This is a genomic window from Chitinophaga eiseniae, assembly GCF_012641265.1.
In the GTDB taxonomy this organism is placed as follows: domain Bacteria; phylum Bacteroidota; class Bacteroidia; order Chitinophagales; family Chitinophagaceae; genus Chitinophaga; species Chitinophaga eiseniae_A.
On record NZ_JABAHZ010000002.1, the window covers coordinates 899,503 to 916,372 of the forward strand.

Consider the following 16,870-nt stretch of genomic DNA (forward strand, 5'->3'; position numbering starts at 1 on the left):
GAAGCTTATTCCCGCTGCATTTTTTTATATAAAAAGATCTCCTGCAATACCATCTGCAAATAACCTTCCTGCCTTGGTTAACCTCAGCGCGTCCCCTACCCGCTCCATACGGCCTATCCTGATAAAGGATTGACTATTGGCGATTAAATGATTGACCAGGTCGGTACCGAATTTTTCCGCCACCCATTCCAGCTGGCAGCCGGCAGAAGTGCGCAGGGCCGTCATAATGTATTCGTTGAACTGCATAGAAGTGGTAAGTGACTCTATTTCAAAAGGCACCTTACCGGCAGCAATGCTTTTTATATACTGGGCATTGTTCGCGATGTTCCATTGCCGGGATACGCCGTTGAAAGAATGGGCTGACGGTCCCAATCCCAGGTAGGATTTTCCTTGCCAGTAGCTGCTGTTGTGGCGGGAGTGCCATCCAGGTAAGGCAAAATTGGAAATTTCATAGTGTTCATACCCCGCTGTCTCCAGCCATTGCATCAGCATTTCAAAGTGACGGGCTGCTTTATCAGGGTCGGTGGGCGCCATTTTTTTCTTTTTGATAAAATGGTCCAGGGCAGTTCCCGGTTCTACGGTGAGCGCATAACAGGATAAGTGGGGAATGCCCAGTGCAATGGCCTGTTGTACATTTTGCTCCCAACCCTCATCGCTGAGGGTGGGCCCGCCATAAATGAGGTCAATGGTGAGGTTCTCAAACCCTGTTTCCCGCGCCAGCTGTATACAATCCCGCGCCTGTTGGCTGTTGTGGGCACGGTTCATCCACACCAGGTCGGCCTCATGGAAAGATTGGATGCCGATACTGAGCCGGTTAATTCCCACTTCCTTCAGCATGGCCAGCTTATCGGCGGTAAGATCGTCAGGGTTGGCTTCCAGCGTTATTTCTGCATCGGCGGCTACCCGGAAGGTGGCACGCAGTTTTGCCAGCAGGCTTTGTAGGTGAACGGCATCCAGCAGGCTGGGAGTTCCGCCACCAAAGTAAATGGTGTGCACAGGCTCCAGGCCCAGGTAGTCTTTTTGCAGGGTGATTTCCTCCAGCAAACTATTTACCATGGTCTCCTTTCCCGACAGGGAGGTGGAAAAATGGAAGTTGCAGTAGTAGCAAGCCTGTTTGCAAAAAGGTATATGTAAATAAATTCCCGACATGTATGTTTTAATGGTCTGCCGTTGCCGTTTCACGGTCAACTATGGACTATTTTAATATCTTTGCAGCGACAAAATTACGTTTCAGTTTTGTTTTGTGAACAGGACAGTGTTAATTGCCGTTGAATCTTCCGGGAGAACGGAACGTTATTGTTGAAAAACCGATTTAAAGTCATTGCAAAATATTTTCCTGGTGCGAAACTGGTTATTGCTGCTATTCATTTTCAGTTATTTGCCGATACTGGCACAAACAACAGATTCCGCTGCTGCAAAGCCGGTAGTAAAGAAAAAGCCAGTGGTAAGCCATACGGTAGGCGATTCTTCACGCCCGAAACCACGTATAGCACCACTGAAAAGAGATTCCGCAAAGGTAGTGCGGGTGAAGAGAGATAGCACCCGGGCGGCTTTGCCGGTGGTAGCGCATCAGAAAAAAGATTCCACCCGTTTACCAGCCGATACGGCAGGGCATAAAACGGATAGCGTGGCGGTGGCCGCTGTGCCCAAAGTAAAGCCGGTATCCGATTATGATCGTTATATGAAACAACTGGCACAGGAAAATATCTTCCTGAAGCCTGGTAAGCCAAGATTTGTAGATACCAATCCATTGCGTCCTTATCGCGATATGGACTGGCTGATTTACCTGATGGCTGGCATCCTGCTGGTACTGAGTGTGGTGCGGCTGGCCTACCGGAAATATTTTTCCGATCTTTTCCGGGCTTTTCTGAACCCTACGTTGAGCCAGCGCCAGTTGAAAGACCAGCTGTCGCAGTCGCCGTTTCCCAATTTCCTGCTGAATATATTTTTTGCCATCGTACTGGGGGTATACTTCTACCTGGTATTATACCGGCAACAGGTATTTCCGCAGGCCCAGCCCTGGTTGCTGATTCCAGCCCTGGTTTTGCTGGTGGCGGTGGTGTATGGGTTTAAATACGTTATGCTGCGGTTTTGCGGCTGGCTGTTTGGCAATAGCGAGCTGGCGGATGCTTACATTTTCATTTTGTACCTGATTAATAAAATCCTGGGAGTGTTGCTGGTACCGTTTTTAGTGATAATTGCATTCTGTAAGCCGGAAATAGCCCGTACTTTCCTTTATATATCGTTATTCTTTATGATATTACTGGTTGTATACAGGTATATTAGATCTTATTCATTGGTTAAGCAGTACCTATCTTTCAGTAAATTGCATTTTTTTCTTTACCTTTGCACATTCGAAGTAGCACCTGTTTTAATATTAACCAAGGTGCTGCAGAATATCTGGTTAACTGGTAATCCCTGATTATCGCCTATTGTTAACACAAGAGCAAAAAACGTATGATAAAAGGCGGGCCAAAAAAAGATTTGCAAGGTAAACAAATTCAGTCAATCCTAATTTCTCAACCTAAGCCTGAAACAGAAAAGTCACCCTACTTTGATCTGGCCAAGAAGTTCAATGTTAAGTTGGATTTTTTCCCATTCATTAGGGTGGAAGGTTTGCCAGCGAAGGAGTTCAGAAAACAGAAAATCGACATTCTTAGCTATACGGCAGTGATTTTCACGAGTCGTAATTCGGTTGACCACTTTTTCCGTATCTGTGAAGAAATGAAGATTAAAGTGTCGCAGGACTGCAAGTACTTTTGCATTACAGAAGCTGTAGCGTTGTATCTGCAGAAATTCATTCTTTATCGTAAACGGAAGGTATTTTATGGAGCGGATGGATCAACGAAAGGGGTGCTGGAAGTAATGAACAAGCACCGTGACAATGAGAAATTCCTTTTCCCCAGTTCCGATAGTCAGAAGAAGGATATTGAAGAATGGTTGAAAGCCAATAAGTGTGAATATGCCACGGCTACCCTTTACAAAACAGTGTCTACAGATGTAAAGGAAGTACTGGCCGCTACGGCTTACGATATGATCGTGTTTTTCAGCCCATCTGGTGTAAAATCACTCTTCGAAAATATGCCGGAGTTTGAGCAGAACGGGACCCATATCGGGGCTTTTGGTCCTACTACCTCTGCAGCCGTGGAAGAAGCAGGATTAAGGCTGGATGTAAAAGCACCGCTCCCACAGGCGCCTTCTATGGCAGCCGCGCTGGAACAGTATCTGACCACATTGGCAGCAAAGAAGTAAACAAGTTTCTGTCTATAGAAATTCGGCAGGGATGGCATATGCCATCCCTGTTTTTTTACTGCGATATTTTCTCAGCAGAGCAGCCCGAAAAATATTTCTTTGTAATCCTGAAAAAATAAATTTCTTTGTAGCGAAATATTTTATCAATCATTATTGCTAGCGGAATCCATGAACAAGCTGATCAGTGAATCAAGCCCTTACTTGCTACAGCATGCACATAATCCTGTAAACTGGTATCCCTGGGGAGAAGAAGCCCTGGAACGTGCTTTACGGGAAGATAAGCCGATACTGGTTAGTATTGGTTATGCTGCCTGCCACTGGTGTCATGTAATGGAGCGGGAAAGTTTTGAGAATGAAGCTACCGCTGCTATCATGAACGAACATTTCATCAATATAAAAATCGACCGGGAGGAACGGCCCGACCTGGACCACATTTATATGGATGCCGTGCAGGCCATGACCGGCGCGGGAGGCTGGCCACTCAATGTTTTCCTTACACCAGAAAAAAAACCTTTTTACGGAGGTACTTATTTCCCTCCTGTGAAGGCCTATAACCGGCCTTCCTGGACGGATGTGCTCCTGTCGTTGCATGATGCATTTGTAAATAAACGTGCGGATATTGAAACCCAGGCTGATAACCTGGTACAGCATATTCACCAATCAGCCCAATTTGGCCTGCCTTCCACACTGGACGTGCATATTCCAAGGGAAGAATTATTTACCAAAGCCCAGTGCGATACCATTTGCGAAAATATACTACGGCAGTCTGATACTACCTGGGGCGGTTTTGGACGGGCGCCCAAATTCCCGCAAACCTTTACGATAGGGTACCTGCTGCGGTATCACCACACCTGGGAGCACCCAAAAGCACTGCAACAGGCCTTGTTGTCGCTGGATAAGATGTTGCAGGGGGGCCTGTATGATCAGTTGGGAGGCGGCTTTGCCCGTTATTCTACTGATGAGAAATGGCTGGCGCCCCATTTCGAAAAGATGCTGTACGACAATGCGCTGTTACTCGATGTGCTTTGTGATGCTTACCAGTTAACCCGAAATGAAATATATGCCCAAACCATCCAGGATACTATGGGCTTTATTGCCCGGGAGATGACGGCTCCGGAAGGGGGCTTTTATGCCGCCCTGGATGCAGATTCTGAGGGAGTGGAAGGCAAGTTTTATGTTTGGAGTAAGGCCGAAATACATCATGTGCTGGGTGAACAGGCAAAAGTGTTTTGCGACTACTACGATGTAACAGAAGCCGGAAATTGGGAGGAAAAGAACATTTTATGGGTACGGCAACCATTGGCGTCATTTGCCGCGGCAAATGGCTATGATGCGCCTATCCTGGCGGCCATGCTGAAAGGTTGCCGGGAAAAGCTGCTGGCGGTGAGAGCCAACCGGGTAAGACCCGGCCTGGACGATAAGATACTCCTGGGATGGAATGCCATGATGGTACATGCCTGTTGCAAAGCATATACAGCACTGGGAATAGAAGAATACCGGGAGATGGCGGTACGGAATATGGACTTTTGTTTATCCAATTTCCGTGAAACGGCTTCCGGCCAGGCCTTTTTGCATACCTGGAAGAATAACGAGGCAAAATATCCTGCCTTTCTCGACGACTATGCCTGCCTTATACGTGCATTGATAGCGCTGCAGGAAGTGACCGGGGAATTAAATTACCTATACCAGGCAAGGGATATTACCGAATTTGTAATCAGGCACTTCAGCGATGAAGCCGGGCATTTCTTTTACTATACCATTGACGGACAAAACGACGTGATTGTACGTAAAAAGGAGATATATGATGGGGCGGTACCCAGCGGAAATGCTATTATGATGCAGAACCTTTGGTATCTTTCCGTTGTTTTTGATAAACGGCCATGGGCCGACCGCTGTGTTGCCGCAGTTTCCGGGCTGGCGCAAACGGTGGTACGCTATCCAACCTCCTTTGGTGTATGGGCAAGCCAGTTATTACAGTTTGTGAAAGGTACCCCTGAACTGGCAATTGTGGGCAAAGATTTTAAAGAAAGGATGAAAGATGCGGGAAAATGGTTTATCCCTTACCGGATTTTGATAGGAGCAGAAAAAAATATTCCGGAGATGCCACTGCTAACCGATCGGTTAAAGGAAAACGAAACTTTAGTGTATTTATGTAAAGATTATCATTGCATTAAGCCGGTTAGTTATATACAAGAAATTATTAATTTAATATAATAATTATGTAACTTGCCCCCTGTAAGGGAGAGGCTCGATTCAATAAATGTTATTACGTTTATATAATAAAATGTTAAAAGCAACGTTTAAACTAGTTACAGAACGGTTCTGAGTGGAATTGAAAAAGTTGGATAAAAAGTCACTACGGATTAAAATTAATTATTACATTTGCTATCTTTCATATAAACAAAGCGGGTGAAATATGAGAAATGTGTTCCCTTATATACAGGCAAATCGCACCAGGCTGGTTAATAGAAAAAACATATTCTGATGAAAGCTACCCTTATGAAGCTTAACTATGTAAAAGGTCTGTTGGCGGTTTTGCTGGTTTCCCTGCTGGCCAGCTGTGGCGGTAGTAAAACCCCTAAAAATGCGCAAGGTCAGTTGATTGGCGTAAGCCCAAGACCGAAGTACACTCCCCCTGTACCTTATGGGATGGTATACGTACCAGCCGGAACGTTCCACATGGGTCCCAGTGATGAGGATGTAAACTATGCATACACTGCGCGTAATAAGTCAATTTCCATTTCCGGTTTCTATATGGACGCCACGGAAATTACTAACAACGAGTATCGCCAGTTTGTGCAGTGGGTGCAGGACTCTATTGCTCACATCCTGTTAGGACACGTAAAATCTGATGATGGACATGACATCATCGATTGGAAACAGAAGATTAACTGGAGAGACAAAGGAACCACTGAAAAGCTGGATGCGATGATTTATTCTGAAGCAGACCGCTTATATGGCCGTAAAGATATCGACGTAGGTAAACTGATCTATCACCAGGAAACTTTCAACTGGGACAAAGCCAAGTTGAGGGAAAATGCGGGTAAACCACGTTCTACCTTTATCGTTAAAAAAGATGTACCCATCTATCCCGACACCCTTTGCTGGATCAGGGATTTCTCTTATGCCTACAACGAGCCAATGACCCGTATGTATTTCTGGCATCCGGCATTTGACAATTACCCGGTAGTAGGTGTAAACTGGCACCAGGCCACAGCTTTCTGCGAATGGAGAAGTAAATTCTGGGAAGATTACCGTGCCAGCAAAAAGCTGTTTACGGAAGATAAATTCCAGTTGCCATCTGAAGCTCAGTGGGAATATGCTGCCCGTGGTGGTAGAGAACAAACACCTTACCCCTGGGGTGGTTACTATATCCGCAATAAGAAAGGATGTTTACTGGCCAACTTCAAACCTGGTCGCGGTAATTATCCCGAAGATGGTGGATTTTACACTGTTCGCGCAGATGCTTACTGGCCTAACGATTACGGATTGTATAACATGGCTGGTAACGTAGCTGAATGGACCGCGGATATCTTCTATGAAAATGCCTACTCCTTTACTTCCGATATGAACCCGTATTTGAGAATGGATGTACCAGATGATGCGCCATTAAAAATGAAGCGTAAAGCTATCAGAGGCGGATCGTGGAAAGACGTAGGATATTTCCTCCAGACAGGAACCCGGACATACGAATACCAGGACAGTGCTAAATCATACGTTGGTTTCAGATGTACCATTGCCCTGAGCAGAAGAGCCAAACACAGATAGAGTAGAATCATTTTGAATAATAGCCTGTATTTATAACTGCCAAAGAAACCTTTTGTATTATGTACACTATTATCAGCAAATCAGTGAGAATTAACTATTCCATACAGACTTTAACTATTAACACTTTAACCAGTAAATTTTAACCTATGGCTATGAATCCTAACAAAGCTAAATGGCTGAACTTTTTCGTATGTATTGCGGCTTCCGTGGTAATTATCGGAGCGTTATTTAAACTGCAACACTGGCGGGGTGCCGACATCGCTTTGATCTTAGGTCTGAGCACTGAGGCGCTTATCTTCTTCGTATACGCCTTTGTACCTGATTCCGGTGCTTCTCACGCAGAAGGACAAGTAGTAGCAGTGGCTGGCAGCCCGGCAGTAGCTGGCCTGGACAAAATGCTCCAGGAAGCTGACATCACACCTGCTAACCTGCAACGCCTGAGCGAAAACTTCCAGAAACTGGGAACTACCGTTGACAAAATGAGAGACATCAGCGATGTAGTAGCTGCTACCGGCGATTACACACAGAAAACAAGAGAAGCTGCCAGCGCTATTGGTAATGTAGCTAACGCTTACACTACTGCCGCTGCTGCTGTATCTTCTTTCAACAGTGCTTCCGAATCAACAAAAGAATTCCATGTACAGATGCAGGGCATGACTAAAAACCTGGCTTCCCTCAATGCTATCTACGAACTGGAACTGCAAGACACTAACAACCACCTGAAGGCTATGAATTCATTCTACAGCAATCTGCAGAATGCCTCTACAGCTATGAGTGGTAGCATTGAAGATGCCAAGAAAACACAGGAACAAATTTCCCTGCTCGCTAAAAACCTCAGTAACCTGAACTCCATTTATGGTAACATGCTGAGCGCTATGCACGGAGGAAGATAAGGTACGGCTAATAGTTTCTGAATTAACACATATCAATTAAATCTGAAAACAAACTATGGCACTACCTAGAGATCCCAGACAGAAGATGATCAACATCATGTACCTGGTCTTGACGGCCATGCTCGCGTTGAACGTCTCTGCTGAAATATTGAATGCTTTTAGTATCGTAAATAATTCAATCAATACCTCTAATAAATCCTTAGCAGATAAAAACAATCTCATTTATTCGCAATTTGACGCTCAAATGAAGGACAACGCTGAAAAAACAGCCCCGTTCAGAGCCAAAGCGCAACAAGTGAAAACTTTATCTGCCAGCATGTACGACTATGTAGAGTCTTTAAAGAAAACCATCATCGATGAAAGTGGTGGCCTGGACGAACATGGCGAAATCAAGGATAAAGCTGGTCTGGATGCTCCTACCAGGGTGATGGAGAATATGAAGAAAGGCCCGGAACTGGAAGCTAGGCTGAAAGACCTCCGTGAAAAATTACTTTCTTTCGTAGATCCTAAAAAAAGAGATCAGTTCAATAAAACTTTACCACTGAGAATTGAAGTAGGTAAATCAACAGATGAACATGGCGGTGGTACCAAATCATGGACTACCTACCATTTCAACATGGTGCCTACTATCGCAGCTGTTACCATCCTGGGAAAATTCCAGAATGATATCAAAAACTCTGAGTCTGCCATCATCGATGACCTGTATCGCCAGATCGATGCGAATACGTTCAAATTTGATAAAGTAAGACCATTTATCTCCCTGAATTCCAAAAACCTGATGGAAGGACAAACCTTAACTGCAAACATCGCAGTAGGTGCTTACAGCACTACGGTAAATCCTACTATCGTTGTAAACGGCCAGTCCGTTGAAGCGAAAGAGGGTTTAGGAACTTTTACTGCAGTTGCTGCCGGCATTGGCGAAAAAACCATCTCCGGTACCATTACCTTACCTAGCCCAACTGGTGGCGCACCTGAATCCTATCCCTTTACAGAAACTTATAACGTAGGAGCTTCTTCTACTTCTATTTCCGCAGATAAAATGAATGTGTTGTATATTGGCCTGCAGAACCCTATCTCTATTTCTGCTGCTGGTGTACCTGCTGAACAGGTGTCTGCCTCTATTACCGGTGGTAATATGACTAAACGCGGTTCAGGCGAATATATCGTAACTGTAAGCCAGCCAGGTAAGGCGGTAATTAATGTAGTGGCTAACATCGATGGTAAAACCAAATCACTCGGTCAGAAAGAATTCCGTGTAAAACGTGTTCCTGATCCGGTACTGAAAGTGGGTGTTAACAAAGGTGGTTCCATGAAAGCAGCCGACTTTAAAGTACAGGGTGGTTTGCGTGCAGACCTGGAAGATTTCGAATTTGAAGGCGTAAAATATGAAGTAGTTGGTTACCGCGTGGGTATCTCTGCTAAAGGTAAAGAATACCAGGAAGGTGATGCTACTTCTGCTTACTTCCCTGGCAGCGTAACGGCTTCTATCCGTGCACTGCGCCCGGGTGATGAAGTATATTTTGAAAACGTGAAAGTGAAAGGCCCGGACAATGTGGTTCGTTCTATGCCGAGTACATTATTTAAATTAAACTAACGGTCATTAATTACTGAATTATGCGAGCAGTAATATTTAACAGAATTGGTTGGTGCACTCTTTTGCTGGTGATGCTGGCAACAGCTGCTGATGCGCAACGCCGTGGTGGTACAACCCGCCGCAGAACCGCTACTACGGGCACTGCTACTACACCCGATGCATCCGTGGTAAACCCGGCTACCGGGAATGCCGTGACACCTCCCCCTGCTCCCGCTGCCCCTGCTTCTCAACGCCCGGACGGTATCACCGCCCCCGTGGTAGATACCCCACGCAAATCACTGCGCGTAGATGGCGTAGTGGAAAGAAACCTGGCCAGAGAACGTACACCGATTGCCTACGACTACATCCGCGAGGATGATCGTTTCTGGGAAAAACGGGTATGGCAGGTAATCGATATCAGGGAAAAAATAAACCTCCCCTTCCAATACAACGTGGAAGATGAGTCTGGTGTAAACCAACTGTTTATTAATATTCTGCTCGAAGCCATCAAGAATAAAGAGGTAGAAGCTTTCAGTGCTATCGACGACCGTTTTACTACCATAATGCCCTACTCTGAGATCCAGACTAAACTCAGCGGTGAAGAAAGAACCGTACGCAGTATAGATCCGGTAACCGGCGAAGAAAAAATGGTGACTACCCGCGATGACTTCGATCCACGTACCATCAAACAGTACAAAATCAAAGAAGTGTGGGTATTCGACAAAGAAGCTTCTGCCCTGAAAGTTCGCATACTGGGTATTGCTCCAATGGTATCCCGTATTAATGAAGATGGTAGCATACGCGCCTCCATCCCCTTATTCTGGGTATATTATCCCGATTGCCGCGGCGTACTGGCTAAACATGATGTGTATAACCAGAACAACGATGCCGCCACTATCAGCTGGGAAGACCTTTTCGAAATGCGCTTCTTCGGTAGCTACATCGTGAAGGAAAATAATACCTACAACCGCGAGATCAAGGATTATATTAAAGACGGTGTAATGCGCCTCCTCGAAGGCCAGGCCATTAAAGACCGTATCTTTAATAAAGAGCAGGACCTCTGGCAGTATTAAACCTATTAAAATAATAAAAGCAAATGACCTAAGCACCTGCTTAGGTCATTTGCTTTTATTACTTCCTGCTTTGCCCGCTTTTCCCTATCTTTCCGTATGTCGCTCGAATTACTCCGTAAACTCGCCAATAGTATGATGCCTCTTCCCGACCATGAATGGGAAGCGCTCGCAGCTTGCTGGCACCCGGTACAGTTTAAGCGCAAGGAAGTTATTACCGTAGCCGGTGAGGTAGAAAAATACCTCTATTTCGTAAATGCCGGCGTACAGCGGCTTTTCTGCCTGGAAGGCGATAAGGAAGCTACCCTCCTTTTTACCTACACCGGGTCATTTTCTGGTATCATGGATTCGTTTCAACTGCAACAACCTTCTTCTGCATACCTGGAAGCGCTCACCGCCAGCGATATGCTCCGGATGAGTTATACAGATTTTGACCGGCTTACCCTGCAATATCCTACCATTGAAAGATGGGTGCGACTCGGAACGGTAGCCGCGCTATCCGGCCTCCTGGAAAGACACAAAGAACTCCTGTCTTTTACAGCCGAACAGAAATTCAGAAAGCTGCTTACCCGCAGTCCACATGTGCTACAGCTGATCCCACATAAATACCTGGCCTCCTACCTGGGTATTGATCCTGCTACTTTCAGCAAACTGCTAAGTACCGTGAAATTATAAAATGTTGATCTGCACCAAGATTTTCTAACCCCGGCCACACTACTTTTGAGATAAATATTACTGTCATGCCTCCTATCAACAGCATCGAATTATTACAAGGCCTGCGTAAACAAACCGTAGCTACACAGTATAAAGTGGAGAATTACTTTGGTGGAAAAACAGCTGCTCTTTTACAACAGTCTCCTATGCCCGGCAAATGGAGCGCTATACAATGCCTGGAGCACCTGAATACCTATGGCCGGTATTATCTCCCGCAACTGGAACTGGTGATTGCTACCGCCGAAAAGCAACATAGCCGGCCAGAGCGACTGTTTCGCAGTAGCTGGATAGGCGCCAGGTTTACCCGCCTGATGCAACCGAAGGAAGATGGGCAGCTCCGCTCCCGCATGAAATCGCCCAAAGGCCATCTCCCATCTATACAACCAGATGTAGCAATTGTTATACAGGAATTCGTACAACAACAGGAACTTACCGAATCCTTACTGCTACGGGCGGAGAAGATAAATATCCAGCAATATAAAGTGCCCACTTCCCTGTCGCGCTTTATTAAACTATCCGTAGGCGATACTTTTGGATTCCTGGTTGCGCATATCCAGCGGCATGTATTGCAGGCGGAAATGGCCATGGCCGTTGCCTCGCAATTAGTGGCACAAAATGCTTAGCCGTTAGCATGATGGAAATGATTCCAGATGAGTTTTGCTTTGGCTGCCCCCACTTCTTTAGCCAGGTCTTCTTCAGATAACAGTTTTACTTTAGCCACCGACCGGAAGGCTTTCAGCAGTTGGGTAGCGGTGTTTTCCCCGATGCCCTTAATACCCTCCAATTCATTTTTGAAAGTGCCCTTACTACGCTTTTGCCGGTGAAAAGTGATACCAAAGCGATGCACCTCATCACGTACCCTGCGTATCAGCTTCAAGCTTTCGCTGTTATAAGGCAGCTTAATACTTTGAGAATCCCCCGGGAAAAATATTTCTTCTTCGTTTTTGGCCAGTCCCACAACGGTCATGCTACCAATCAGGTTCAGCTCACGAATACTTTCCATAGCAGAACCAAGCTGACCTTTACCACCATCGATAATCACCAGCTGAGGAAGTGGCTGTCCTTCTGCCAGTAAGCGGTTATATCTCCGGAAAACAATTTCTTTCATCGAAGCAAAGTCGTTGATACCTTCCACCGTTTTGATATTAAAATGCCGGTAATCCTTCTTGGAAGCCACGCCATCCTTAAATACCACGCAGGCAGCTACAGGATAGCTACCCTGGAAGTTGGAGTTATCGAAACACTCAATATGTTCCGGAAGCGCTGGTAATTCAAGATCGGCCTGCAGCTGGTATAATACCTGTTTTCTCTCCATATCTGACTTGCCTTCCAGGTGCAGGATCTTTTTGCGGTATAACTCGTCTTTGAAATAATTGACATTCTTCTCAGACAACTCCAGCAATTTCTTCTTGTCGCCTCCCTTGGGAACGGTAATGGTAATATTACTTTCAGGATATTCTAACGGAAACGGTACTACGATTTCTGTATTAATGCTTTTAAATACTTCCCGGAGATAAGCGATGGCGTAGGCCAACACTTCTTCGTCATTTTCTTCCAGTTGCTTCTCCAGGGTAACAGTTTTAGTGTCGGCAATGGTCCCGTTCAGGATACGGAGGTAATTGACATAAGCGTGGTTACCTTCACTAAGAATAGAAAATACATCCACGTTGCCCATACGGGTATTTACAATGGTGGATTTGGCAGAGTAGGTTTCCAGGCTCTCTATTTTCTTGCGCATAATTTCTGCCTTCTCAAACTCCATCCTGGCCACGTGGTCCATCATCTGTTCTTTGAACAGATTTACCACTGGCGTAAGGTTTCCTTTTAATACGTTCTTCACCTGTTGCAGCCCTTCGCGGTAGTCCTCCTGCGTTTGGAGTCCTTCACAGGGGCCTTTACAGTTGCCCAGGTGGTATTCCAGGCATACTTTAAACTTGCCTTTCCGGATATTTTCTTCCGACAAATTCAGGTTACAGGTCCGTAGCGGTATGTTGTATTTGATGACGTCCAGTATTTCACGTACCCTGCCCACAGAGGTAAAGGGGCCCAGGTAATCTGAGCCATCTTTAATAACGTTGCGGGTGAAAAATACCCGGGGGAAAGACTCATGCTTAATAACAATGTAAGGATAGGTTTTATCGTCCTTTAAATTGATATTGTACTTGGGCCTGAATTGTTTGATGAGTGAATTTTCCAGCAGGAAGGCATCCTGCTCAGAGTCTACGATGGTAAATTCGATGTGGTGGATATGCTCTACCAGCTTACGGGTTTTGTAATTGTCGTGGTTCTTTACAAAATAAGAACTCACCCTTTTACGTAAACTTTTGGCTTTCCCTACATAGAGCAGGGTGCCGGCCTCATCATAGTATTTATAAATACCGGCATTGCCGGGAATTGTATGTGATATTTTCTGAAACTCCGCTGCTGTCATGTTTACATACCTGTTTTAGGTGCAATGGTTACATTTATCTCCAGCTCTTTCGGGGAAAGAAAAGCAATTTTCTGATAGGTAGTCATCCGAACTTGCCTGTTTTGCTGGTAAAAGAGGTCCTGCCGGAATTCATACACCAGGTTACTGGTATAGGAATGGACGCTTACCTGTTGGATATTTCCCTGCCTGTCCAATTCCATGGTGATTTCGGAAGGGCTGGTCTGTTTTCCTCTCGATTTATAGATCACTGATTTCCTGCCGGAGAATGGATCGTATAAACTGGAAGTATCATATTCTTCCCGCAGGGAGGGTTTATTCAGGTCAATTTCCATAAATGGCTTCAGCACGTCGTATACGGCGGCACTGTCCCGGCCGGATATGGTAACAGTATCTTTTTGGCCATTGAGGGTCACCGTTTTAAAGAGCGTAAAATCTCCTTTCCTTAACTGATCATGCTGCTGGCTGAAATATGCAGGGAATGATGCAAATTTATCTTGTGCCGGGTTCTTGGATTGTTTATTCGCCAGGTTACAGGCCATTAAGCCAACTATGGTAAATAACATCGTTACTTGCCTGTATTTTTTCATGGTGTAAAATTAATACTTAAATGTGGGTCATAAAAAATGCGCCGTGAAAACGGCGCATCGATGCATGAGCAAATCTGTCGAGAGCACTAAAAATATGTAAATCAGCTAATTGAGCTGATATTTTCCAGGGTAACGCTTGTTAAACGAGGCCGATGAAGTAAATGTTACAGGTGGTGGTAAATAAAGATGGATTTTCATCAGATTTTAATCCGGGGGATAAAAGAGAAAGGGAGAGAAAGGTCTTTCAACGACCCTCCTCTCCCTCCTTTAAAAATGGGAAATATATTTATACCAGCAGGTTGCCGGTCATTTCCTTAGGAACAGATAATCCCATGAAATGCAGGATGGTAGGAGCAATATCGCCTAATTTACCATCTTTGACAGTACCTCTGAAGTCTTTATTGATGATGAAAAACGGCACCAGGTTCAGGGAGTGGGCTGTATTGGGACTTCCATCCGGGTTGACCATGAAGTCGGCATTACCATGATCGGCGGTAAGGAACACGGTATAATCGCTGGCCAGCGCCGCGGTAACCACTCTTTCCACGCAATGATCTACGGTTTCTACCGCTTTGATAACAGCCTCAAATACGCCGGTATGTCCCACCATATCCGCATTGGCGAAGTTGAGCACAATAAAATCGGCGGATTTCTTTTCCAGTTCCGGTACAATCAGGTCGGCCAGTTCGTTGGCGCTCATTTCTGGTTTCAGGTCGTAGGTGGCTACTTTGGGAGAAGCCGCCATCATCCGGCGTTCGCCTTCGAATTCTGTTTCGCGGCCACCAGAGAAGAAGAAAGATACGTGTGGGTATTTTTCTGTTTCAGCGATGCGGATTTGTGTACAACCGTCTTTCGCCAGTACTTCACCCAGCGTCATGTTAAGATTGTCATTTTCGAAGATGACATGCACATTTTTATAGGTGCGGTCGTACTCCGTCATGGTAGTATAGAAAAGATTCAACGGTTTCATACCGAAATCCGGGAATGCTTCCTGGGTGAGTACTTGTGTGATTTCGCGGCAGCGGTCAGTGCGGAAGTTGAAGCATAGTACCGCATCTCCATCCTGGATAGTGGCAATGGCCTGCTGTTGCGCATCTGTTACGATGATCGGCTTGATAAACTCATCGGTTACGCCTTCTGCATAAGAGGCTTTTACTGCGGTGAGTACGTCCTGTGTGGTGGTACCGGTGCCGTTTACAAGCGCATCGTACGCCAGTTGCACGCGTTCCCAGCGTTTGTCGCGGTCCATTGCATAATAACGGCCAGTAACAGAGGCAATTTTACCGGTTGTTTTTTCCAGGTGGGCCGACAGGTTTTCGAGGAAACCTAATCCGCTTTTAGGATCGGTGTCGCGGCCATCCGTGAAGGCATGGATGTATACTTTTTCCAGTCCTTTGGATTGGGCGATAGTAGTAAGTGCTTTCAAGTGTTCTATATGGGAGTGTACACCGCCATCGCTTACCAGGCCAATCAGGTGAAGGGCTTTGTTATTGTCTTTGGCATGTGCCATGGTTTCCTGTAACACAGGATTGGCGGCCAGTTCCCCATCTCTGATAGCTACGTTGATACGCTGTAATTCCTGGTATACAATACGGCCGGCGCCGATGTTCAGGTGACCCACTTCGGAGTTACCCATCTGTCCATCAGGAAGTCCTACCGCTTCTCCGCAGGTAATGAGGTGGCTATGTGGATATTGTTTATATAAGCTGCTTACAAAAGGGGTTTTTGCGTGTGCAATAGCATCGGCGGCAGGTACTTTACCTTCGCCCCATCCGTCCATAATTACGAGAATGGCTCTTTTCTTTTCCATATCCTATCTGGTTATAGTTTAATAATTCACTCAAGAGGGTGAAAGTACTTATAAAGGGTTTAAATTTTTTGCAAAAATAACGCTTATCAAAAAATTAATTTTCAAGCCCGACAGTTTGTATGAATGTGAAAATTGATGTATGCAAAAATTAAAACATGTTATTAAACCATTATTACTTAGGCATTAAGCGCTACCACTATAATGTGATTTTATTGATTTGCAGGCTCTTTGGCATAGTTTTCGCTTTTAATTTGAGTTAGAATAATCACATTTTTAATAAAATAACTGACAATGAAGAAGCTATTGATGGTGCTGGGGATTCTGTTGTTGGGAGGTGTTTTTACAACATTCACATTGTCGGCCCGGCCAATTGAAATAGTGGCAGCCGGCCCGTTTGAAGATGTAGTGGCAGCACTTAAACAAGGTGATATAAATGGCTTATCCCGTTACCTCGATAATAATGTTGAGATTAATATAGCAGGTAAGCCTAATTCCTATAGTAAAGCACAAGCTGAAATTATCTTAAAGGATTTCTTTAATAAGAATCCGATTAAATCATTTGAATTAGTGCATCAGGGAGGCGATAACTCCCGGTTCGGCATTGCTAATATGGTAACAAACAACGGTACATTCAGGGTTTCCTTTTTCCTGCAAAAGAAAGGGGGCTCTATGGTACTAAATGAATTAAGATTTGAGAATAAATAGCCGATATAAATTATTGAAAAAACCCGGTGCTCCGCAATTAATTGCGGGGCACTTTTTATTTTTGACC

The 16,870-nt window shown here is 45.1% G+C and carries 14 protein-coding genes; 10 read left to right on the plus strand and 4 right to left on the minus strand.

Going from position 1 to position 16,870, the window contains the following annotated elements:
• Window positions 1-24: 24 nt before the first annotated feature.
• Window positions 25-1,149, minus strand: a complete 1,125-nt coding sequence (hemW, locus tag HGH91_RS11335; RefSeq protein ID WP_168738548.1) for a radical SAM family heme chaperone HemW — start codon at window positions 1,147-1,149, stop codon at window positions 25-27.
• 190 nt (window positions 1,150-1,339) lie between these two features.
• On the opposite strand from hemW, the gene HGH91_RS31495 reads away from it, so the two are divergent.
• The 9 genes from HGH91_RS31495 (at window position 1,340) to HGH91_RS11380 (ending at window position 11,893) form a co-directional block, all read left to right on the plus strand.
• On the plus strand, window positions 1,340-2,422 hold the full coding sequence (locus tag HGH91_RS31495) for a DUF4271 domain-containing protein (protein WP_168738549.1): 1,083 nt from the start codon (window positions 1,340-1,342) through the stop codon (window positions 2,420-2,422).
• Between the two features lie 35 nt (window positions 2,423-2,457).
• On the plus strand, window positions 2,458-3,252 hold the full coding sequence (locus tag HGH91_RS11345; RefSeq protein ID WP_145662813.1) for a uroporphyrinogen-III synthase: 795 nt from the start codon (window positions 2,458-2,460) through the stop codon (window positions 3,250-3,252).
• A 168-nt stretch (window positions 3,253-3,420) separates the two neighbouring features.
• Entirely contained in the window at window positions 3,421-5,466 is a 2,046-nt protein-coding gene (locus HGH91_RS11350) for a thioredoxin domain-containing protein (protein WP_168738550.1), read from the plus strand.
• Window positions 5,467-5,736: 270 nt separating this feature from the next.
• Window positions 5,737-7,020 (plus strand): SUMF1/EgtB/PvdO family nonheme iron enzyme, encoded by a 1,284-nt coding sequence (locus HGH91_RS11355; protein WP_247651712.1) that lies wholly within the window; start codon window positions 5,737-5,739, stop codon window positions 7,018-7,020.
• A 152-nt stretch (window positions 7,021-7,172) separates the two neighbouring features.
• Window positions 7,173-7,913 (plus strand): gliding motility protein GldL, encoded by a 741-nt coding sequence (gldL, locus tag HGH91_RS11360; protein WP_246121068.1) that lies wholly within the window; start codon window positions 7,173-7,175, stop codon window positions 7,911-7,913.
• A 55-nt stretch (window positions 7,914-7,968) separates the two neighbouring features.
• Window positions 7,969-9,507 (plus strand): gliding motility protein GldM, encoded by a 1,539-nt coding sequence (gene gldM, locus HGH91_RS11365; RefSeq protein WP_168738551.1) that lies wholly within the window; start codon window positions 7,969-7,971, stop codon window positions 9,505-9,507.
• A 20-nt stretch (window positions 9,508-9,527) separates the two neighbouring features.
• Window positions 9,528-10,559: a gliding motility protein GldN gene (gldN, locus tag HGH91_RS11370; protein ID WP_168738552.1), complete on the plus strand. Its 1,032-nt coding sequence runs from the start codon at window positions 9,528-9,530 to the stop codon at window positions 10,557-10,559.
• Window positions 10,560-10,655: 96 nt separating this feature from the next.
• On the plus strand, window positions 10,656-11,231 hold the full coding sequence (locus HGH91_RS11375) for a Crp/Fnr family transcriptional regulator (protein ID WP_168738553.1): 576 nt from the start codon (window positions 10,656-10,658) through the stop codon (window positions 11,229-11,231).
• A 65-nt stretch (window positions 11,232-11,296) separates the two neighbouring features.
• Window positions 11,297-11,893: a DinB family protein gene (locus tag HGH91_RS11380; protein ID WP_168738554.1), complete on the plus strand. Its 597-nt coding sequence runs from the start codon at window positions 11,297-11,299 to the stop codon at window positions 11,891-11,893.
• Here the strand turns inward: HGH91_RS11380 and uvrC are convergent.
• The 3 genes from uvrC to gpmI form a co-directional block, all read right to left on the minus strand.
• Complete coding sequence (gene uvrC / locus HGH91_RS11385; RefSeq protein ID WP_168738555.1) at window positions 11,890-13,701, minus strand: excinuclease ABC subunit UvrC; 1,812 nt, start codon at window positions 13,699-13,701, stop codon at window positions 11,890-11,892. The genes HGH91_RS11380 and uvrC overlap by 4 nt on opposite strands.
• Window positions 13,702-13,703: 2 nt before the next feature.
• Window positions 13,704-14,288, minus strand: coding sequence for a hypothetical protein (locus tag HGH91_RS11390; RefSeq protein ID WP_168738556.1), 585 nt, complete (start codon window positions 14,286-14,288; stop codon window positions 13,704-13,706).
• A 286-nt stretch (window positions 14,289-14,574) separates the two neighbouring features.
• Complete coding sequence (gene gpmI, locus HGH91_RS11395; RefSeq protein ID WP_168738557.1) at window positions 14,575-16,098, minus strand: 2,3-bisphosphoglycerate-independent phosphoglycerate mutase; 1,524 nt, start codon at window positions 16,096-16,098, stop codon at window positions 14,575-14,577.
• 291 nt (window positions 16,099-16,389) lie between these two features.
• Here gpmI and HGH91_RS11400 point away from each other — a divergent pair, with 291 nt between their 5' ends.
• Complete coding sequence (locus HGH91_RS11400; protein WP_168738558.1) at window positions 16,390-16,803, plus strand: DUF4783 domain-containing protein; 414 nt, start codon at window positions 16,390-16,392, stop codon at window positions 16,801-16,803.
• Window positions 16,804-16,870 lie beyond the last annotated feature (67 nt).

What these genes read in the sequence shown, in the direction of transcription:
- HGH91_RS11390 (WP_168738556.1), bottom strand. Translation starts at nt 14,288, where the DNA reads ATGAAAAAATACAGGCAAGTAACGATGTTATTTACCATAGTTGGCTTA.
- gpmI (WP_168738557.1), bottom strand. Translation starts at nt 16,098, where the DNA reads ATGGAAAAGAAAAGAGCCATTCTCGTAATTATGGACGGATGGGGCGAA.
- HGH91_RS11355 (WP_247651712.1), top strand. Translation starts at nt 5,737, where the DNA reads ATGAAAGCTACCCTTATGAAGCTTAACTATGTAAAAGGTCTGTTGGCG.
- uvrC (WP_168738555.1), bottom strand. Translation starts at nt 13,701, where the DNA reads ATGACAGCAGCGGAGTTTCAGAAAATATCACATACAATTCCCGGCAAT.
- HGH91_RS11380 (WP_168738554.1), top strand. Translation starts at nt 11,297, where the DNA reads ATGCCTCCTATCAACAGCATCGAATTATTACAAGGCCTGCGTAAACAA.
- HGH91_RS11375 (WP_168738553.1), top strand. Translation starts at nt 10,656, where the DNA reads ATGTCGCTCGAATTACTCCGTAAACTCGCCAATAGTATGATGCCTCTT.
- gldL (WP_246121068.1), top strand. Translation starts at nt 7,173, where the DNA reads ATGAATCCTAACAAAGCTAAATGGCTGAACTTTTTCGTATGTATTGCG.
- HGH91_RS11350 (WP_168738550.1), top strand. Translation starts at nt 3,421, where the DNA reads ATGAACAAGCTGATCAGTGAATCAAGCCCTTACTTGCTACAGCATGCA.
- gldM (WP_168738551.1), top strand. Translation starts at nt 7,969, where the DNA reads ATGGCACTACCTAGAGATCCCAGACAGAAGATGATCAACATCATGTAC.
- gldN (WP_168738552.1), top strand. Translation starts at nt 9,528, where the DNA reads ATGCGAGCAGTAATATTTAACAGAATTGGTTGGTGCACTCTTTTGCTG.
- HGH91_RS11400 (WP_168738558.1), top strand. Translation starts at nt 16,390, where the DNA reads ATGAAGAAGCTATTGATGGTGCTGGGGATTCTGTTGTTGGGAGGTGTT.
- hemW (WP_168738548.1), bottom strand. Translation starts at nt 1,149, where the DNA reads ATGTCGGGAATTTATTTACATATACCTTTTTGCAAACAGGCTTGCTAC.
- HGH91_RS11345 (WP_145662813.1), top strand. Translation starts at nt 2,458, where the DNA reads ATGATAAAAGGCGGGCCAAAAAAAGATTTGCAAGGTAAACAAATTCAG.